Raw genomic sequence first — 20,985 nt, 5'->3', positions numbered from 1 at the left:
TCAGTACTCGGCTGCTTATTGCTCAGCGCGGAGTGTAGCTCAGCCTGGTAGAGCACTGCCTTCGGGAGGCAGGGGTCGCAGGTTCAATTCCTGTCACTCCGACCAATAAAATCAAGGGTTTTCGGTTTTTTTTCAAAAGCCGCATTATCATTGCAGACTGCAAAGATGATGCGTCATAATGTGAAAAAAATAAAATAATTACCCGATAGTTGTACGATTTATGAAGAAATTCGCCTTACTTTTTTTGATTCTACTTCCTTTTTCTTCTTTTGCTTTGGACTGTCATCCAGAAATTAATCCTAATCTTCCACAATATATTGTCGGCTATGGAAGTTTAATCGATGAGACATCTAAAAGAAGAACAGATCCATCCGCTGAAGAGAATGTTCCCATTTTGATAAAAGGATATAAAAGAATTTGGGCAGGACATGGTAATTTACCTGGAGTTAATGCCACGTTCTTATCTGCCATTGAACATAAAAGCTCATCTTTTATTGGTGTAAGTTACAAGTTAAGCAAGCCGGAAAACATCAGAAGTTATGATAAAAGAGAAAGTTTTTATTGCAGAGAACAAATTAATCCGGATAATTTAGTATTTCTTTCTCAAACTTCCAACTTTTCAACTCAAAAACAAGTTTGGATATACACTATAGCCACAACAGAAAATCAACTTCCGACCAAAAACTTCCCAATTGTCCAATCTTATGTTGATATCTTTTTACGTGGCTGTATTCAAATTGAAGAAAAATTTAAAATTACAAATTTTGCTAAAGATTGCATTGAAACTACCGATGGATGGCCGGTTTATTGGATAAACGATAGAATTTTTCCTCGTCGCCCATCCTTTCATGAACCTTTTGCGGCGCAGATAGATGCTTTACTAAAAGATGCTGTACCAGAGCAATTCAAACATATTAGTTTTGAAAAGCCGTGATCGAATCACGGCTATATTGTTTTTATGTAATTCCAACCAAGAATCATGAATCAACCGGATCTTGGGTCAGGCCCTGAATCGTGAATTGTACCCAAAATTCAATAAAAATTGTTATATTCAAAATTTAAGGCCTGCCCCTCTAGTTTTTGATCACTTCTTCCCCCCCTCTTGATCCCGACTACACTTTATTTATATTTGCTTTTTAGAAAAAAGTTCACAATTTTGATTTTCTTGAGCGTCAAATTTTTCAAGTCCTTTTCGTACATATTCTTCAACAAGCTCTTTTCTTTTTTCAGCAAAAATACCTGGTTTAGCTGGGGCAAAAATTCCATTGGTTTCTTTCCTCAATCGTTGTTCTTCTAATTGCCTTGCTAATGAAGAAAGTGAGCGTTCAAATTTATATTGCATGTTTTTGCTCCATATTGCTCATAAAAATTCGGCAGCATAATTGAAAATCAAAATAAATCAAGCGATATCGGGATCGAGAGGGAACGCAGGAGCATTAGCTCAGGGTAGTCTTTGACGCTGACGCAGCAGCCCGGAGCAAGCCGATAGCGGGTCACAATCAAATACATTCCTTAATGGAGCTGAATTTAACCTAAAATAATAGGTCTTGTTAATATTCATTTAAGCTAATCTTGCTAATATTCCCTTCGCTTGAATGCGACTACACCTATCTAATTAAAATCGAAACTCCTTATGTTTAAGGAGAATTTTACCGAGATTCAATCTGCTTTTGAAACTGAGAAATAATATGTATCTTAATAAACTATACAATTTTATTCATACTGAAATTTTCGAACACGATAAGCAAGGGTTTGATAAAGCAACCTTATTTCGACAAACACATTTAAACGGTACGCCCTATTATCTGCTTCAGCTTCCAAAGAAAAAAAATAAATTTCCAGAGGGATTAACTTTAATTGAGCATCATATCAGTATTTATGAGCAACCGCTGAATATAATTGATAAACTAAGCGAATATCATTACACCGCGACATTTAAAGATAAACAAAAAAAAACCTATCGTCTCCACGTTTATTTTGATCAATTGGATGCAATGATTTCTTCTCCACGCCTTGTTTTAGAAACAAGCAATCAGGAGTATGAATCAACTGCTGGGAATGAATTTGATGTGGATTGGTTGGCAGTTAGTAAACGGACGATTGGTTCGATTATTGCAAAGTTAAGAGATGAACAAAATAACCATTGTGCTCTACTTAAAAATAAAATTGCAGCATTAGATAAAGTAACAGTTCAATTATCAATGAATCTGGAAAAAAATAAAAAAAAATATTTAACCACATTGGATCAGCAAATTAAATTAAGTACCCAGTTGAATGCAATCAACTCGAGAGAAGACATGCAAAAAAAAATTGGGTTGTTGGAAACAATTTACCAAAAGGTTGACGTTGAAATATCTTCTCCTCGTTCATCTAGAAAAACCAAAGAAATTGCTTCCTCTGCAACTCAATCAACCACTCCAGAAGCATCACAATTAACTAAAGCAGATGCTGCTAATGTAAGAAAAACAGCTATTTCAAAAAAAAACAAATACTTCCCCATAAATAATACAGCTCAAGAGGAGTCGCTTACCCCGAAGATAAATAAATTGTCTGATAAGCTCCTTCAGATTGGAGCGACAACCGATGAGTCAGAAAAAACAGCAATGATTCAAGATCTATTTCAGCGAATAAGCGAATTACAATTGATCGTTTCTTCTTCTAAAGTGAATTCAATCCAAACGTTAAAGAAAATGGAGCAATCTCTTATATCAATAGGAAGAAAACATCTTCATTCATTATTATTTAAAAATAAATTTAATCAAGCAGTCCAATTAAGCGCTCTTTTTTCAGTTGCGCTTGATGACACTATTTTAAAAAAAGCACTAATAGAGTTAAATGCAAATTTGCTCGACTTTATATTGAAAAACAAAAAATATGATTTAGAAAAATTTAAGCTCAAAATACATGATAAAAATTATGATTCAATATTGGATTATTTATTGCAGTGTGATTTTAGCTCCTCCAAAGCAGAACAATGTTTTAATATTTTATTGACCCATAAAATGTCTTTATTAAGAAATGATTCTGTTGGACTACCGCTTTTATTACCTATAATTGAAGATGAAAAACATCCTCTTGCTCATATATTGTTGAGTAATTTAGAAGGTTCACCAGAAAATTTACATCTTTTGAAACAAATGATTAATTTCTTTGAGACTCAAAAGAAGAATTTTTTGCCAGATACTACTCACTATCAACGAATTTCAAAATCGCTTGCCTTAATGAAAAAGCTGGATGAAGACCTCAGCACAAAATTGAAGAAAAATGCTGGTTCAAGCTCCAGAAACAGCAATATTTATGGTCGTCTTGGGCTATTCGCACTTCATGACCTAATTAAATTTTCACCACCAGCATCATCAACACCATCGGAATCATCAGAAGAGTCCTCTGAAAGTCTACCCGGAAAATTGCTGATATAGAAGCCATCGGCCCAAACCTTTAAGTTTTCAATGCCAGTTTGGGCTGGATACTATAATGTCTTCAAAACTTTGCTCATGAGTATACGAGTTATGTTTTTCCTACTAACATTTAATATTTTCGTAATTTTCTAATATGATTACATTTCAGTACATTCGAAATTAAAGGTCAAACAATTGGGGACTATTTAAAATAAATATGTAAATTTAAATTCTAATCATTTTGTAAGATAATAATGTTTATTAAAATAATATCATGCCCAGATTTTTTGTTAATTTTGGAGAAAGAGTTGTGAAAAGTAACGTTATGAATAAAACTGGTTTTAGTTATTGGTTAAGCAGTATTGCGTGTTTTACATTTCTAACATTAGTAAGCCATGATGCAGCAGCAGGTAATGAAGTCCTGTCTTTAGGAGGAATGGCATCAACAATTACGAGCTCGTTTGAGAACCTTGCTAAATTGATTACTGCTGGTGCTTATTTGGCTGGTTTGGGATTTTCTATTGGAGCTATTATGAAGTTTAAACAGCACAAAGATAACCCGACTCAAATTCCAATTGGAACGCCAATTGCTCTAGTTTTTATTTCTGCCGCTTTATTGTTCCTGCCTTCAATTTTAGGTGTAACAGGAACAACCATGTTCGGAGCTTCTGGCGGTCAAACCGCAGGACCGACTGGTCTTATTTTTGCAAGCAACCAATAAGCAGCAAATATGGAGGCAGGTCTTTCCTTTATCGCAGAGGAAATAGGAAAGACCTGCCTCTTTTGTTTTTTGTAACACTACTAATCAGTCATGTGGTGATGCTTTAATTTTCCTCAAAACTACTTTTTTGCTCATCAATCCAGGCTAAAAATGCCTCACGATCGGCATCAGACAGACTTTTGAATTTATTTTTAACTGATTCAATGGGAGCTAACTGTTTCCTTGGCGCGGGTGAAGGCAATACATCTTTTAATGCTACTTCACCTTGTACTACCTTATTGTATGTCTCCTTATCCTTGTTCCTTAGCTTAAGAAGCTGGCCATCATTTGATTTAGATCGTGAAGGCAAATATGTAATTGTTTCCTCAATATCTGGATTTGTATGTTTACTATCTAGCGCATATAAATTTTTATCTAATTCTTTAATTGGAATTTTATTTTTTTTAGCATAAGTCCTGACTGATCCATCAACTTCATTCAGAACATCACCCCATTCAACTGCATGCTGACCATGAATATCCATAGCACACTTTAATAGCCATAACCTGTGATTATTAGTAATACTTAAGCCACAGGATGATTGTTTCAATGCATACTCTCCGAAATTTTTATAGTTTTTTTCTTTCCAAACTTCATGATCTATAATTTGCCCAATAATTATGGGCAGTTTTTGGAATACAAGATATTGTGCTTCCAAAATACATTTATTGGCTTGTGTGTGTATGTCTTCTTCGGATAGTTCCAATGAATCCATATTGTTAATGTTGGGTATTTCTACTAAATTGTCCATCGCAATCCTATTTATTTAAATTACAAGTGCCTTCAACAAACGTCTAATCATTGAGGATTATTTCAATACAAATTAAAAAAGTAATAATTCTTTAATCTGATATCTCAATTACGCAATTGTTTCTAGATTATATGATACAGGTAGATAACTATTTTTTTTGTGTTAAATACAGCCTCGTTCTTCAACTCTTTGAGTCAAACGTGGCTCTCACAATACCCCTATACGAAGCTTTGTAAAAAATAATATTCTATTTAATAATTTTTACTAAGTGTAGTATGGGTAATAAAGCAGTTCTATCAATTCATGAAATGATGAAAAATATACCTGATATTAAGTATTATCGGTATGTATTTATATAAATAGGTTATTTTTAAAATAAGATCTTTGCAACTAGAGCCCCTTCAATTAACTTGAAGCCCAATCATATGCTACAAAGGTAATTATTCCATAATAAAATTTGGCCCTATTTATTTTAATTTGCCAAGTTCTTCTTTCCCCGTTTCCTCCTCAAAGAACTATAAGCTCTTTCAACTCGAAATGAGCGAGAACTTCTTCCTACCAAACCATGCATTTTTTGATTGTATTTACAGTAAGCCTCTAATTTTGACATCCCCCTAAAAGCAATATTATATGTGCGAAGTAGGTAAAAAAGGCTAAAGAGATTAAATTTTTCTAATTTTTTGCCAATGAACGTACTCGTTGGAAAACAATCTCAATTGTCCACTTTGAGCTCAATGTTTTTGGATAAGATTGAGCACGAGTCCATAAGGATCTGGATGAAGGACTATTTTTTATATTAGAAGAAAACAATCCAGTTTCACCGCACATATTGCACTATTTTTAGTCAATAATTTTACTTTAAGTGGAGAACAAATAAACAATATCAACATAAGAAGATTAAAGAGCTTTTTTCGCCAACCGATTTAAAATATGTTTGGGAAGCAGTAGCCAGTAATGCCCCTCATTTTTCATGTGTTCACCTAAAAATGTGGCAAACTTTCCTGAACCCCAATAAATGTCACCTCGCATAAATCCACGAATTGCGCCACCTGTATCTTGTGCGATCATAAGGCGTTGAAATTGTTTTTCACTCGCTTTATCTTTAGCTGGCCGTTTTGTATCCAACCAAAGAGGAGCACCGAGTGGAATCCATTTTTTGTCTACAGCTAAAGAATATCCCGGTGTAAGAGCCATTCCCTGAGCGCCGAGAGCCATGGGTTCTTTTAAATCTTCAAAAAAGACAAAGGATTTATTTTTCTGGATGATCGTTTTAGCTGTTTCAGGATGACTTTCTAAATAGCGTATGATCGCAGCTTTGGATGCATTATGTCGGGTCATTATCCCTTTATTAATCATCACTTTTGCAATTGATGTGTATGGAGCACCATTTTCACCTGCATAACCTAGATATATATTTTCACCATTAGGCAGTTGAATAACACCTGAGCCTTCAATCTCTAAGAAAAGCCGCTCGGCCGGACTTTGGATCCATGCAATCACCGGTGCTTTTTTCTTAAGGGCTCCATTATCAATTTGCTCGCGTGTATAAGAGGTCGAGTATTTACCCTTTGGTAACCCATAAATTGGTGTATTGTATTTGGGGCTTTTTGTTAAATTCCCTTTGATTTTGGGCATGTAATAGCCTGTAAATAAACCATGAACTGGCTTTTTTTGAGCAAACTCAATTGGACGAAACCACTTCTCAAAAAATTCTTTTGCTGAGTCGTCTGTAATCGAATCCAGAGCCAAAGCCGCTTTACATGCCGGATGCCAATCTCTAGCTTTTAATTTAATGTGTTGCGTCCTGATCGTATGAGACGGAGGCTGTTTCAAGAACGTTTCACATGATTTCTGAAATGCTACTAACGATTTCTTAACGTCTGCTGTATCCCAGCCTGGTAATTCTTCAAAAGAAACCTTTGTTAAAGCAACATTGTGGCTTTTCATAATAACCGTTCTTGATGTGTGCTTAGGCCGAGAGCTTTCTCTTGCATCAGCTACCGCTTTATGAGCACCCTTGGGTGCCATATTTGCTATTTTTCCAGCACTCTTATGCGGGCTATTATTTTTTGCCGTAGAGTTCCTTACAGGTTCGGTGTTAACAACTTCTTTTTTAGGGCTAATTGGCTTTTCATGGGGCTTGGCTTTCATATAAAGCGACAGCCCAACCACACCGAATATAAGGCAACTAATACAGATTATTGTGTAAATTAATTTCCTACTCATAGTGCGCAAGGTTTACATAAGATGAAATTGAAATCAACACTTTTTAGCTTTTTTTGCTCATTTTTAGATCGATTAAACTTAAATTAATTCGATTTTTATTGAAAAAGTACAAGAAATTACTGTTATGAAAGGATAAACCTCATCGCTGGAACGCGCAATACTTAACCGAATTGATTTATGTTAAACCAACTCATTGAGCTTAAGATTTGGCATTTTCTACTGCCAAAAACCACAGATTAATGGCTTCAACAAATGTAGGATGAGCAAACATTATATCGCGAAGTTTTTGATAGGGTATGCCTAATTCCATAGCCAATTGGATTACTCCAAGGATTTCACCTGCCTCGGCACAAAAAATAGAAACACCTAAAATATGATCTGTTTTTGCATCAATAACAGCTTTTAAAAGCCCCATCGTTTCGCCTTGGGTTTTTGCTCTAGGAATTACTGCAGCGGGAATTTTTGCTATTTTTACAGAGTACCCCTGGGCAAGGGCTTGTGTTTCTGTCATGCCAACTCGGGCTAGTTCGGGATCGAGAAAGACGGTATAAGGAATAAGTCGCCCTTGAGCAGAATGCTTATTTTGTGGGTTTTGTAGATTATGCTTGACTAAACGATAATCATCTAAGGATAAGTGTGTAAATTGGGCTCCACCCTTAACATCACCTAAAGCCCATATCCCTTTAGTTGTTGTTTCAAGATAGTCATTTACTTTGATAAAACCACGCTCATCAAGCTCAACACCAGTTTTATCTAGGTTTAATCCTGCTGTATTCGCAAGACGTCCAACAGAAATCAACACATCACTTCCACGAATCTCTTCAGAATTTCCATTCTGATTCGCATGGATCACTATCCCACCATCCTCTTCTTGAATACTATTGATTTTAGTGTTCAGTAAACAATGAATCCCTTCTTTAGTTAAAACATCGAGAACCTGCTCAGCAATATCTCTATCTTCGCGGCTCAGAAACTTGCTATCCGCCTCTATCACCGTGATATCTGCCCCTAAACGACGAAATAACTGGGCAAACTCCAAACCAATATAACCGCCACCGACTATAAGCAAATGCTTGGGAACATTATCGACACTCATCAAGCTGTCATTGGTATGATATTTTATTTTATCAAGACCAGGAATGGAGGGTACGAAAGGTAACGCACCCGTATTAATAAAAATTTGATCGGCAGTAATTTCGACTACTTTTTGATTATCTCGTGGCGATGATAGACTCACTTCGATTGTCTTAGGTCCAACAAAATACCCCCGTCCCAACATGAGATCCATCCCAGAGTCTAAAAATTGTTTTAAATTAGCTTCGCGCATCACGTTAACGATCGCATCTTTGCGAGCACGAATCGTTCTAAAGTCGATAGGGGCCAGAGTGGCGTCCAAACCATAATCTGATGCTGAACGACAATAGTGCGCTATCTTGGCGGATTGTACGAGTGCTTTTGTGGGAATACATGCCACATTAATACAAGTACCACCAATTTGGTTGTCTTCAACCATCGCAACTCGTTGACCTGCTTTTGCTAAATCGACAGCTAGTGTTTTACCACCTTTGCCACCACCCAAAACGATCACATCATATTTTAATGCCATGATTCTTTCCTAAGTTGTATCAAGTAAAATACATCCATTTAATTAACTATAGAATCAAAATATCTTATTTTGAAATCTCTATCTTGGGCTTGATATTTGATTTAATAGACATATCGCCTAGCTCCATATAAACCTTTTTAAGTGGTTTATCTGAAACTTTGAAGAAACCTGAAAAGGGAAAACTTAAAACCGTAATAGCAGTCATGTAAATAGCGAGAAAAATACATAATATAATAAGAAATAAATGTCCTTTTAAATTAGTTTCCAGAGAATAGATACCAATTATAAAAAAGGCACCTATAAAGATGATAAGGTACCAAGCAGTGGGAATTTGTGAATAAAGCATATTCAAGCGAAAATTACGGTATTCGATTGCTTGATTGAATGATGAAACTGCATTATTGTAATAGGTAGAGACAAGATCTGTAGGTTTATAGTTCAAAAGCGCATCATACAATCCATCGCTTGCTTCTTGCGTTCTTTTCCCTTCATGTCCCCGAGACATGGCTACTAACTCATCATTTAAAATAGATGATATATATTGAGTCAGGTTATGTACAATGCTTTGATGAACCTCCGGGGGAAAAGCCCGTGAGCTTTCGCCAATAATATATAATTGGGTCGCTTCGGTAGTCACAAATTCAGCAGATTTTTGATGATTAGACCATAGAATATAAACAATAAACCCTAAAAATATACTGTAAAAGCTACTAATACTCCCGACAACATCCATTGCAGTTTCTACGTCCTGCTTATTCTTAGAAATCTTGTATCTATAATGAGACACTGTGCGACTTAAAAAGAAAAAAACCAGTAAATAAAAAAGAAATATAAACGTGGGAAAACAATTGTTCATCAAGCTATAGAGCATTGGAAACTCCTGTAAATAAATTAATCCAGCATTTTGCGATTGATTTTTTAATTGTTATCGTGACTCACCAAAAGATTCAGATTTTCATTTTTAATTCTAGCCATAAAATAAATTAATCGCTTCTTTATTTACTGAATTTTTAAATATAATTTAGCCAATATGAACGAAAATTACTTACTTTCCACAGAAGTAATCATGAACAATCTACCCAGGATTTCAAAGTGGCAAGCTGACACTTGATCTGGATAAATACAGGGCTGGACACGATTTAACATCAACAAAATTAGTAATGTTGTGCATCCTAAGAAAGTATTATGTGTGGACTAGCATGCTTTTATGCCATAATTAAAAAGACTCAATCATGGCATTGTTGCTATTAGCTAGCCTTCTCCAGAGCAAAATTTCCGGTAAGATTGATGGTGCTTATTCCAAAAGCACTATTACTTGAATTCGTAGTAGAAGAAGTAGAATTATTTTTACTTAAGTTAAATGTAGAAACGTAACGAAAATCTAGGCCAATGGTAGTAAAATCGTCAATATAATAATTAAATCCAAGGATACCTTGTGCTGCGAAGCCAAAATGTGACTTATCGAAGCTTTCGTTAACGATTGGCGAACAAGTCCCCAAGGAAATGCATTGATTATTACTTTGAAATACGGCATGGTTTAAAAGATCAGCTCCTCCCACACCTACTCCCAGATAGGGAACAAAATTCACATTAGGGTCAGAGGACATAAAATCATAAAATGCATTAAAAAATCCATATAATCCAATAGTATAACCATTAAATCCCAAGCCAACATCCACAACTTCAGGAGGACATGTTCCTTCGGGTCCTAAAACGGCGGGACTTATAAGTGTACACGAGCCAGCATTTAATTGACCATAATTATTTATATTAAAAAGAAACTCCCCCTCTAATCGGAAATTCTGTATTTTATATCCAAGAGAAGCCCCTATCCCACCACCAACTGGTCCTAATTGTACTGTTCCTATAGTTCCTAAATTAGGGAGTTGAGTGAGTGAAAAATTAAGGTCAAGATTTGTAGCATGACTCACTTGTCCCAGTAGCCCCAAATATAGCCCCTGAACAGGCTCGGCACTGAACGCACTGCTGCTTGTCACCAAACCCAATATAAATCCAAATTTAATTATCTGTCTCATTCTATATCCTATATTAATCCAAAGGACAAAGTGCGATGTTCTACACAAGCTGAAAAGGCTATATGAAAACATACTCCCGATGCAAATTTTTTTATTTCAAGATGTTGGCAGCTACCTCGAAAACTCTTCTTTGAGCGGAAAATTTATCTTTAAATAGCTTAAGCCCCTCTTCACGCATCTTCAGTGCACATTCAGTGAGGTATACATTTAAAGATTCTCTATTTTCCAATTGATATTGGACTGTTAATTTTTCCTGATTGGCTGTGTTTTCATTATCAGGTTTTAAAATATTTGCTTGAATAAAGCCTGGAAGCTGAAGCATTTCTTTGACATGCTTTTTTAGCCATAATTGGAATTGAGGGTATATATCTCCATCAATGGCCAAATTTACTTCGTAGATAACCATACTCTTCCCTAAATTAAGATCGAAATTAAAGCGAAATACAGACGTGATAGAACATCGCGTTTAGGTCATTACGAAGGTTACAATTAAATTGGATGTTAATCCAGTAAATCAAACAGGATAAGAAATAAAAATTTATTGCACTATTATTTTGAATAAAAAAGGATTCATAGTTTTTTCGATTGGTTAAACCTGCATATTAACAAACTGCCAAGGATCATGAGCATCCACGTTTTCTGAATATAGCCATCCTCTTTTCTGTAGAGGATTCCAATCGGTGTAATATTGTTTTTACCTGAAAATTTATTCCGATTTTTTGCGCCACATGAATCGATGTATTATCACTGGTAATCATTGTAATTCGTGATGGTTTAATATTTAGTTTATCAATAAGTAAGTGCAATAAAGCTTGGCCAATACAACCAAACCCAATCATGATAATGTGATTGTTAAAATGCACCTCGGCTTTTTCCATGCACAACTTCCTCATTGCGGTGAATATTATTATTGTTAATAATATTAGGACTTATTGGTAAAGATGTCTAAATTTTAGATTTCTCTAAAATCTACCGCCAGCCTTTTCCAGGCATAGTTCATTCCTCAGTTAATCACTTAAATAAGAAGAAAAAGTTGACTTTTGAACCAAAAATTATGTTGCAATTCATGGTTTGCCTATTTACTTAAAGATAACCAAGGAAGCAGTCAGCCCAAAATAGATGCACTTTTTACAAAAACCACTATACTTTTAAAACTTGGACGAACAGGAATTGAGTGATATGGATACCATTCAATTTGTACAGGATGTACAGCTAAAAAAAACCATTCAAAATCCGCATAGATTTTTTTTAGAACAACAAGACTTATCAGAAGCAACCCGCCCCTTGCTTATATCCTACCTGGAATGGCTCAGAACAATTAATACAACTCTTAATAAAAGAGATGTGTTACATCAAAATGAGCAAAAAAACAATGAATTCAAATTCCTATGCAAATACAACTTATTGTTTTTTCTTACAGTTACAAGACAATTTAATGTGATTGAAACATTGTTTAAAATACCATCTTTTATAACTAAATTGCGTCATTCAATCACTTTAGCTAAAAAAATACACTTTAAGGTAAAACAAAAAAAAAGGAACTTCTTAAAAGCATTGTTCGCACCAAAATTAAGCAATTTAATAAAAGATGATGCTGGTGGCTTCTCTGATATGAATGAGATAAAAATGGTTTATCAACTATCACCTGGACTCGAGATAAAAAAATTAAAAATTCTTGAAGAGGAATTGGAACAATTGATGATCGAGTACCATGAGGATGAATTGTATTTAGAAAAATCTCATGATTCATCAGCAGAACATACCCATAGCCATTTAGCTTTTTTTACGAAAGTTGCCAAACAATCCATAAATATGAAAAATCGCCCCTTTATGGCTCAAGGTCTTACTTTTTTTTCATCATCACCTCAATATAAGTGTAAAAAAACGAAGCAATATGAACCAAGCCTTAATTTAACCGATCAAAAAACTGAAAATAACATTAGACTTTGCGGTTAAAGTTTATTTTTGAAGAGTGTTGCAGCAAAGCTGCAACAAAGATATCTATCAACGAAATTGAACATTGAATACAGTTTTTAAACTGCACATTGAATACACTCTATCCCGCCCATATAGGGTCTTAGAGCCATTGGAATATGAATGTTTCCTTCTTTATCTTGATTATTTTCCATCAGAGCAACCAATGTTCTACCTACAGCAAGCCCTGAGCCATTTAGCGTATGAACCAGCTCGATTTCACGGGTTTGCTCATGTCTGTAACGCGCTTTCATACGACGTGCTTGGAACGATTCCATATTGGAACAAGATGAGATTTCTCGATATGTATTTTGACTGGGTAACCAAACTTCTAAATCATAAGTTTTTGCTGAACTGGATCCCATATCACCCGTACAAAGAGTCATAACTCGATAAGGTAGTTCTAAGCGTTGCAAAATTGCTTCTGCATGATTGACCAGTTGTTCCAAAGCGGCATAAGAATCTTCGGGTTTAGTAATCCAAACCAGTTCTACTTTTTCAAACTGATGCTGTCTGATCATTCCCTTAGTATCTTTACCATAAGAGCCCGCCTCGCTGCGAAAACATGGAGAATGACAAGCATAACGAATAGGCAAAACAGGTTCTTCCAAAAGAGTATCGCGCACCGTATTCGTTACAGGAATTTCTGCCGTAGAAATCAAATAATATCCCTGATCACCCGTTAATTTAAATAAATCTTCTTCGAATTTTGGTAATTGACCTGTTCCCAGCAAACTGTCTGCATTGACAATATAAGGCACATAAATTTCTTGGTAACCATGTTGTTGGGTATGGATATCCAACATAAATTGGATCAGGGCTCGATGCAGTCTCGCCAATTGATTTTTCATCACTACAAAACGGCTACCAGTCAGTTTCGCAGCCAAGGAAAAGTCCATTTGGCCTAAACTATCACCCAACTCATCATGAGATTTGACTTGAAAATCAAAGGTTGGAATCGTACCCCAACGCCTGACTTCCTGATTATGCTGCTCGTCTTCGCCAACGGGGACAGATTCATGGGGTATATTGGGTAGCCTTAAAGCAATGGCTTCAATTTGCTGTAACAAACCATCCAACTCACTTTTCTTTTCATCCAGCTCTTTCGCAAGACGGTTCATATCCTCGCGCATTGGCTCAATATCTTCACCGCGAGATTTTGCCTCGCCAATAGCTTTAGAACGTAAATTGCGCTCATTTTGCAATGCTTGTGTTGCAACTTGCAACGCCTTACGCTTTTCTTCTAAAGCAGTAAAAGATGAAACATCAAATTTAAAACCTCGCTTTAATAACTGCGAAGCGACAAACTGCGGATCATCACGTAATAATTGAATGTCTAGCATAGAATATCACTCTAACTTATTAAATACTTATGGGTTACCTAACAATTCCACGTGTGGATTGATTTAAAGCGTCAATCATTAGAACTACTTCCGGACATTCATTTTGCATCAATTCTAATTCAGCGACTGCTTGTTGTACTGTTAATCCTTTGCGAAAAATTATTTTATAAGCACGTCGTAAACCGTCGATCGCTTCCGATGAAAATCCTCTTCGACGTAATCCCACCGTATTAATGCCACAGGCAGAAGTTGTATCGCCAGAAATCATAAGATAAGGAAGTACATCTTTACTTACATAAGATGCTCTAGCAATAAACGCATAGGGCCCAACATGGCAAAATTGATGTACTGCCGCATAGCCACCTATGTTCGCATAATCACCAACGGTTACATGCCCTGACAATGCTGCATAACTTACTAAAATAATTTGATTGCCAATCATACAATCATGACCGACATGGGAGTACGCCATTAAAAAGTTCTTATTACCAATGCGAGTAACACCGCCCCCTTTAACGGTTCCACGACTAATCATACAATATTCACGGATGATATTATCATCACCGATTTCTAATCGAGTTGGTTCGCCTTTATAAGTAATGTCTTGCGGCGCATCTCCCACTGATGCAAATTGGAAAATTTTATTATTTTTTCCAATAGTTGTTGGCCCCTCAATAACTGCATACGGACCAATCCAGGTATTTTCACCTATCTCTACATCAGCGCCGATTATAGCACCAGGACCTACTGATACCCCTTTTGCCAGTTTTGCACTGGGGTGAATTATCGCACGTTCATCTATCACTTTTGAATTTCCTTCGCAGCACTTAATAAATCCGCGGAACAGGCCAGTTTATCACCTACATAAGCTTCGCCATGCACACGCCAAAATTCTCTTTTTCTTGCTAATATTTTTACTTCCAAGCGCAACTGGTCTCCTGGAGTAACTACATGTTTAAATTTTGCATTATCGATACCTGCAAAAAAATGCAAAATCCCATAATTTTCTTCAGGTGTTTGAGACAGTCCTGCTAAGAGTCCACTGGCTTGTGCCAACGCTTCTAGCATCAATACGCCGGGCATAATTGGATTTTCTGGGAAATGGCCAGTAAAAAAATTCTCGTTAATCGTGACATTTTTGATAGCTGTCAAACAATCAAATGGTGTGTAATCTAATACCCTGTCTACCAAGATCATGGGGTATCGGTGCGGCAATATATTAAAAATCTGTTTTATATCTACAGGTTCACTCATACGCAGTTTCTCGCTTAAATAAATATGCTTACCATGGGCCAAAAGTGAGGTCCAAAAGAGTAAACATTATCCTGATTTAAGAGATCTAAATCAATTGCTAATGTTAAAACTTATTCCTCTTCAATTCTACTTAACTTTTTCTCTAGGACACCAAGCTTTACTATATAATCATCCAATCGTCGAAATCGTGCTGCATTACGACGCCAACGGTGGTGTTCATGTACCAAAGTTCCAGAGGAATAAATTCCAGATTTGCCAAGAGATTTACTTACTGTGGACATCCCGGTGATCACTACATCATCTGCTAAATGTACATGAGCTGCGATACAACTAGCACCACCAACAATACAATCTGCGCCAATTTGTGCATAAGCACCCACAGCGGCACAACCCGCAATGATTGTATTTCTACCTATCAATACGTCATGTGCAATCTGCACTAGATTATCAATACAGACGCCTTCTCCCAAATATGTATCGCTTAAAGAACCTCGGTCAATTACAGCATTAGATCCTACATGCACGTCATCTGCAATAATAACAGCACCAACACTATAGCCCTGTTGCCAGCGCCCATGTTCCTTTAAATAATTGAACGGTGATGCGCCAATGACACAACCAGAATTGATAACCACATTGGCACCTAATTGGCAACCAGAATGGATTACTACTTCATGTCCAATTTTGGTGTTTTTACCAATTCGTACCGAAAATTCAATAACAGCATTTGCTCCTATTATAACTCCATCAGCAATTTGAACTTCAGCACCAATTACACTGTAAGCCCCTATTGATACATCTTTACCTAATTGAGCAGATGGATGAATTATAGCCGTAGGATCAATTCCGGATCTTGGAAAGATGGGTACTGATAAAAGCTGAGTAGCATGCATCATCGCGTTTAAAGGATGAGATACGACGATACAGTTTCCACGATATAAATGCTGATGTTCCGCTTTGAGTAGAACTGCCCCGGCTGATGTAGTATCCAGAGCTTGGCGTACTATGGAGTTATCGTAATAAGCAACATCCTGCGATGTAGCTCGGCTAAGGGAAGCAAAACAAAAAATGGCGTGCTCAGCATTCCCATGCCACACGCCATCTAGATGATCCGCAAGCTCCGCTAAAGTCAGCAAGATTATATCGCCGAATTAGTTAATTGCTTTGACAACTTTATCAGTTACGTCAAGGGTAGTTGCACTGAAAGGAGCAGCATCCTTTTGTACAATAAGATCGTACTTGTCATCTTTAGCAACTTTTGCAATAGCTGCACGAACTTTAGCGTACAATGCTTCCATTGCTTCGTTATTTGCTGTACTTAATTCTTGTTGATATTGCTGACCATCACGCTCAAATTGTTGTTGTGCACTAACAATTTTCTTTTCCATTTCTTTCTTTTGAGTCGCGCTCATGATCGAACTATCACGCTTGAACTTCTCCATATCGGCTTTAATTCCTGCTTCAAAAGCTACAAGTTTGTCGCGGCGAGGCTTAAACTCTTTCTCCAATTTTTTTTGGATTTCTTTTATTTGACTGGAAGTTTGCATGATCTTTTGTAGATCAACTACACCAATTTTTGCTGTATCAGCGAATGCGCTTGCGCCAAAAACGCTGAGAACAAAGGTCATTATGACCAGACCTAACCGTTTCATAACTAATCTCCTAAATTAAAGAGCATGATGCTAGCATAATTCGAAATAGGTTGCGATATGTACAACATCATTTTCGGTAATTTTATAATGGATAGGAACTTACTTACCCTCACTCTCAATCGTGAGAATGAGGATAGAAAATTATAAATTAGAATCCAGAAGATAGAGCAAACTGGAAGATTTGCGTTTGATCGAATTGTTGAGGATTCAATGCCTTAGCCAAGCTAAATGCCAGAGGTCCAAAAGGAGAGCGCCATTCAAGTGAAAGACCTGCTGAGTATCTTAAAGGACCTTCATATTGTCCAGTCAGGGCGGGCAAGGTATTCACACCAAAGACATTACCCGCATCAACAAAGACCGTTGTACGTACATTATCTCGACTCAAAGGATAAGGCAAAATAATTCCCGCCGTTCCGGTAAGTAACAAGTTACCTCCCACAGAATTGCGATAATTATCTAATGGACCTAAAGAGTAACTGTCATATCCACGCACCTGGCCGGGTTGCGCAGTACCCCCTGCATAATAATTCTCGAAAAATGGTAGCCCATTATTGTTAAAGGAATTTCCATAGCCTGCAAACCCTTGCAAGGAGAAAATCCATCCTCGTGCTATAGGTTGATACAGACGCGCTTGATATGACCCCTTATAGTAAGATAAGGAGTTCGAACTCGCAGGTAATGCAATTACGCCAGAAAGCTGTTGGTTAATCCCTCTTGTAGGATATGGAAATTGATCATAGCTGTTTCGATTCCATCCTGTAGATAAACGAATTTCCTGGAAATGAGTTCCATACATTTGTACAAAATTCTTAATAGGCACTACATTACCAACACTCTTAATTTCTACATCCTGATAGCCATAGCCCAATTGCCATCTGCTTGTTTCACCAAGAGGGATACTATAATTCACATCACCGCCGAAACGGTTAGAGTTGTATGTACTGACATTCAGGTTTCTGGGATCGACACGAGCATAGTAAAGATTTAGACCACGTCCTATCCCTGTATCGGTATAAAATGGGTTATAGTAATTTACAGTGTAGTCTTGTCCCCATTTACTTGCAGTAAATGCAGCCCCCATGGAGCGTCCTGTACCCATAAAGTTATGTTGATTTACTGAAGCATTTAACTGATAACCATTAGTACCATAGCCAATAGACGCACTTGCTTCAGCAGAAGGTGCCTCCTCTACTTGTACATCTAGATCAACTTGGTTGTTTGCTTCGGGTACTGGAGTGGTTTTTACATCAACATTCTTTAAATACCCTAATAAGCGCAATTGTCTTTCAGATTCTTTAATATTATGAAGAGATAATAATCCCCCCTCATCCTGACGAATTACACTTCTTAGTACATAATCACTGGTTTTGGTATTGCCATGAAATTTAATGCGTCGAACATAAACATGCCGTCCTGGCTGCACAATAAAATTAATGAATACTGTTTTGCTCTCTTCATCGATTTGCGGTTCTGCATTTATTGCAGGGAAACCGTAACCAACATCGCCTAAAGCCAACCCAATAGCAGAAATTGAATCCGTTACCTTTTTACGTGAAAAAACAGCACCTTTTTTTACTTGGATTAATGAATTGATTTTTTCTGGTGGTAATATTGGCTTTCCAACTACTTTATAGCCTGAAAAATGATATTGAGGTCCCTCTTCAATATGAACATTGATGTAGACGTCTTTTCTATCAGGCGACAGCAACACCTGTGACGATATAATTTTAAACTTCAAATAACCTCTATCCATGTAAAAGGAACGCAATGCTTCTAAAGATGCATCCATACCTGACTTGGAGTACTGATCTTTTTTAGTAAAATAAGTAAAGATGCTGGATTTTGATAAAGCAAACTCGGGTAACAATTCATTTGTAGAAAAGTCGTGATTACCTATTATTTTGATTTGCTTAATGCGTGAGACACGTCCCTCAGAAATCGTAACGGTAATACCCACTCTATTATCGGTTAAAGGACTAACTCGAGTTTCTATCCGTGCGTTATATTTTCCTCTGGCGTTATATGCTTGCTTTAACTCTTTCTCCAAACGCTCTAAAGTTGATGTTTGAAATACGCGTCCCTTGGTCAAGCCCATTTCTTTAAGGAACTCTTTCATCTTGTCGCTAGGAATTTCTTTATTTCCTACCACACTAATTGAGCCGATGGTTGCTCTTTCTGTTACATTGACAATTAAAGTATTGCCTTGTCGCTCCAATGAAACAGACTGAAAAAAACCAGTATCATAAAGAGTTCGAATAATCTCAGCGGTTGATTCAGGACCTATCTCCTCTCCAACCTGAACTGGGATATAGTTGAGTACTGTTCCAGTAGAAACGCGTTGCAAACCGGTAACTTTAATGCTTCGCACGACAAAAGTATCTGCTGCTATCGTTTGTGAAGACCAGGCTATGAGCGAGGAACAACAAACACCTAATATAAATTTACTGCTGATTTTTTTCATTATTATTTTACGCCCAGTACTACGTGTACTATAAATATTCAAACTCTGTACACCAAAAATTGAAACACTTTTTATAGGAAGTAGAAACTACTGTCAAGTTTTTGTTCCCTGACTTTGCCAATACTTTGCGATTGTGATCTGATTAATCGTTCCACCTATCCTGCAAGTCTCGACAAATCGTTAGTCAAAGCAATAAACATCAGCGCGGCTAATAGCAACAACCCTAGATAGGCCCCTGCAGATTTTAAACTATCAGATAACGGCTTACGTCGAATTGCTTCCAGTAGATAATAAAGCAAGTGCCCGCCATCTAGCATAGGTATGGGTAATAAATTTAATGCACCCAAGCTGATGCTGACCAAAGCAAGAAAAAATAAATAGGATGTTAATCCACTCCGTCCAGAATCACCTGCCCCTTGGGCAATTCCCACTGGACCACTAATACTATTTAATCCTAATCGGCCAGTGACCAACCTGCCCATCAAAGTGAATGTAGTACCAGTCAATTGCACCGTTTGTTTTAATGCGGTGCCTACAGCGGTTAAGGGAGCTTGTCTTTCCAAGCGTAACCAATGTGATGGCCATTGGACTTTTTGTGACCTCACACCTAAAAATCCTTCAATTTTATCTTTATTTTTCTGGCTTCCGGTTTGTACTATTACTTTTTGTATACTTCCTTTTCTATTGACAGATAAAATTAATTGTTTATCTGGGCGTGCCTGAACATAATCAACCAAAAATAACCAATCGTTAAAATCTTTCCCATCCACGCTTAATATTTTATCGCCATTTTCTAATCCAGCTTTTGCTGCTGGAGAATCAGGAACTACTTCCCCAACTATAGGAGGGATTGAAGGAATAAAAGGTTCAATACCCAAACTCTCGAGAGGATCTGGTTTTTTACTATCCAATTTCCACTCAGTCAAAGGCAAGGAAACCTGATGTTGATGACCATCAACCAAAGACTTTAATGTTAATTGAATTGTCTCCTGAGAACCAACAAGAGGCATGATGGCATACTGAAAATCGCGCCAACTGTTGATTTTAGTATCATTCATTGCAATGATTTCTTCTTTAGCTTTTAATCCAGCTTGTGCGGCAATGCTATTAGGTTTTACCGATTCAATCATCGGCGCTAAAGATTGCATGCCAATAACCAATACCAACCATAAAGCGACAAATGCAAAAAGAAAATTGAAAAAAGGACCAGCAAGAACAATTGCGGTTCGTTTCCAAAGAGCTTGGTTATTAAAGGCTAAATGACGCTCGCTTTCGGCAACATCTCCTTCGGACTCATCGAGCATTTTGACATAGCCACCAAGTGGAAATAATGACCAGGCATATTCTGTTCCTTTTTTATCACACCAACGTGCCAAAATGGGGCCGAAACCAAAAGAAAAGCGCAGTACTTTCACTCCGCACCAACGCGCCACTTGAAAATGGCCAAACTCATGGACAGTGACTAATAATACTAAGGCCAAAAGAAAATACAACAATGTTGAAAGCATAGTGCTATCCCAAATG

The 20,985-nt window shown here is 36.9% G+C and carries 19 protein-coding genes and 1 tRNA gene; 5 read left to right on the top strand and 15 right to left on the bottom strand.

The genetic code is table 11. The features are described from left to right. Positions 1 to 28 precede the first annotated feature (28 nt). Together BW930_RS02600 and BW930_RS02595 are read left to right on the top strand one after the other, a co-directional pair. Positions 29 to 105 (top strand) — tRNA-Pro (locus tag BW930_RS02600). 115 nt (positions 106 to 220) lie between these two features. Next, complete coding sequence (locus tag BW930_RS02595) at positions 221 to 934, top strand: gamma-glutamylcyclotransferase family protein (protein ID WP_058466547.1); 714 nt, start codon at positions 221 to 223, stop codon at positions 932 to 934. 189 nt (positions 935 to 1,123) lie between these two features. Here BW930_RS02595 and BW930_RS02590 read toward each other — a convergent pair whose 3' ends face one another. Continuing rightward, a complete protein-coding gene (locus BW930_RS02590; RefSeq protein WP_058466548.1) occupies positions 1,124 to 1,342 on the bottom strand; it encodes a hypothetical protein in 219 nt (72 codons plus the stop codon). A gap of 346 nt (positions 1,343 to 1,688) precedes the next feature. On the opposite strand from BW930_RS02590, the gene BW930_RS02585 reads away from it, so the two are divergent. Together BW930_RS02585 and BW930_RS02580 are read left to right on the top strand one after the other, a co-directional pair. After that, on the top strand, positions 1,689 to 3,419 hold the full coding sequence (locus tag BW930_RS02585; protein ID WP_058466549.1) for a hypothetical protein: 1,731 nt from the start codon (positions 1,689 to 1,691) through the stop codon (positions 3,417 to 3,419). Between the two features lie 304 nt (positions 3,420 to 3,723). Continuing rightward, positions 3,724 to 4,119 (top strand): type IV secretion protein IcmD, encoded by a 396-nt coding sequence (locus tag BW930_RS02580; protein ID WP_409365673.1) that lies wholly within the window; start codon positions 3,724 to 3,726, stop codon positions 4,117 to 4,119. 103 nt (positions 4,120 to 4,222) lie between these two features. On the opposite strand, the gene BW930_RS02575 is transcribed toward BW930_RS02580, so the two are convergent. The 7 genes from BW930_RS02575 to BW930_RS02545 all read right to left on the bottom strand — a co-directional run bounded on the left by BW930_RS02575 (position 4,223) and on the right by BW930_RS02545 (position 11,655). Then, positions 4,223 to 4,909, bottom strand: a complete 687-nt coding sequence (locus tag BW930_RS02575) for a hypothetical protein (RefSeq protein WP_172461598.1) — start codon at positions 4,907 to 4,909, stop codon at positions 4,223 to 4,225. An 897-nt stretch (positions 4,910 to 5,806) separates the two neighbouring features. Continuing rightward, positions 5,807 to 7,060 (bottom strand): murein transglycosylase A, encoded by a 1,254-nt coding sequence (gene mltA, locus BW930_RS02570; protein WP_115266227.1) that lies wholly within the window; start codon positions 7,058 to 7,060, stop codon positions 5,807 to 5,809. Positions 7,061 to 7,334: 274 nt separating this feature from the next. Next, positions 7,335 to 8,741 (bottom strand): mercuric reductase, encoded by a 1,407-nt coding sequence (locus BW930_RS02565; RefSeq protein ID WP_058466551.1) that lies wholly within the window; start codon positions 8,739 to 8,741, stop codon positions 7,335 to 7,337. Between the two features lie 64 nt (positions 8,742 to 8,805). Next, positions 8,806 to 9,612, bottom strand: a complete 807-nt coding sequence (locus BW930_RS02560) for a bestrophin-like domain (protein WP_058466552.1) — start codon at positions 9,610 to 9,612, stop codon at positions 8,806 to 8,808. A gap of 376 nt (positions 9,613 to 9,988) precedes the next feature. Further along, the gene (locus tag BW930_RS02555; protein WP_058466553.1) at positions 9,989 to 10,777 is read right to left on the bottom strand and encodes an outer membrane beta-barrel protein; all 789 of its coding nucleotides are present in this window, start codon (positions 10,775 to 10,777) and stop codon (positions 9,989 to 9,991) included. A 91-nt stretch (positions 10,778 to 10,868) separates the two neighbouring features. Next, positions 10,869 to 11,183, bottom strand: coding sequence for a DUF4286 family protein (locus BW930_RS02550; RefSeq protein WP_058466554.1), 315 nt, complete (start codon positions 11,181 to 11,183; stop codon positions 10,869 to 10,871). 214 nt (positions 11,184 to 11,397) lie between these two features. Beyond that, positions 11,398 to 11,655 (bottom strand): saccharopine dehydrogenase NADP-binding domain-containing protein, encoded by a 258-nt coding sequence (locus BW930_RS02545; RefSeq protein WP_058466555.1) that lies wholly within the window; start codon positions 11,653 to 11,655, stop codon positions 11,398 to 11,400. A 301-nt stretch (positions 11,656 to 11,956) separates the two neighbouring features. Between BW930_RS02545 and BW930_RS02540 the strand changes: the two genes are divergently transcribed. After that, entirely contained in the window at positions 11,957 to 12,733 is a 777-nt protein-coding gene (locus tag BW930_RS02540; RefSeq protein ID WP_058466556.1) for a hypothetical protein, read from the top strand. Between the two features lie 77 nt (positions 12,734 to 12,810). Here the strand turns inward: BW930_RS02540 and serS are convergent, their stop codons facing one another. From serS to rseP, 7 genes are all read right to left on the bottom strand, one after another. Then, complete coding sequence (gene serS, locus BW930_RS02535; protein WP_058466557.1) at positions 12,811 to 14,094, bottom strand: serine--tRNA ligase; 1,284 nt, start codon at positions 14,092 to 14,094, stop codon at positions 12,811 to 12,813. A 34-nt stretch (positions 14,095 to 14,128) separates the two neighbouring features. Beyond that, on the bottom strand, positions 14,129 to 14,899 hold the full coding sequence (gene lpxA, locus BW930_RS02530; protein ID WP_058466558.1) for an acyl-ACP--UDP-N-acetylglucosamine O-acyltransferase: 771 nt from the start codon (positions 14,897 to 14,899) through the stop codon (positions 14,129 to 14,131). Then, entirely contained in the window at positions 14,896 to 15,348 is a 453-nt protein-coding gene (fabZ, locus tag BW930_RS02525; RefSeq protein WP_058466790.1) for a 3-hydroxyacyl-ACP dehydratase FabZ, read from the bottom strand. Before fabZ ends, lpxA begins: the two co-directional genes overlap by 4 nt. A 110-nt stretch (positions 15,349 to 15,458) precedes the next feature. Then, positions 15,459 to 16,484: a UDP-3-O-(3-hydroxymyristoyl)glucosamine N-acyltransferase gene (gene lpxD, locus BW930_RS02520; RefSeq protein WP_058466559.1), complete on the bottom strand. Its 1,026-nt coding sequence runs from the start codon at positions 16,482 to 16,484 to the stop codon at positions 15,459 to 15,461. Between the two features lie 15 nt (positions 16,485 to 16,499). Then, positions 16,500 to 17,000, bottom strand: a complete 501-nt coding sequence (locus tag BW930_RS02515; RefSeq protein ID WP_058466560.1) for an OmpH/Skp family outer membrane protein — start codon at positions 16,998 to 17,000, stop codon at positions 16,500 to 16,502. A 148-nt stretch (positions 17,001 to 17,148) separates the two neighbouring features. Beyond that, complete coding sequence (bamA, locus tag BW930_RS02510) at positions 17,149 to 19,461, bottom strand: outer membrane protein assembly factor BamA (RefSeq protein ID WP_058466561.1); 2,313 nt, start codon at positions 19,459 to 19,461, stop codon at positions 17,149 to 17,151. 155 nt (positions 19,462 to 19,616) lie between these two features. Next, on the bottom strand, positions 19,617 to 20,969 hold the full coding sequence (gene rseP, locus BW930_RS02505; protein WP_058466562.1) for an RIP metalloprotease RseP: 1,353 nt from the start codon (positions 20,967 to 20,969) through the stop codon (positions 19,617 to 19,619). Positions 20,970 to 20,985 lie beyond the last annotated feature (16 nt).

Source organism: Fluoribacter gormanii (assembly GCF_900156395.1).
GTDB classification, from domain to species: Bacteria; Pseudomonadota; Gammaproteobacteria; order Legionellales; family Legionellaceae; genus Legionella; species Legionella gormanii.
The sequence above is the reverse complement of the archived record's forward strand: the minus strand, read 5'-3'. Positions and strand labels throughout refer to the sequence as shown.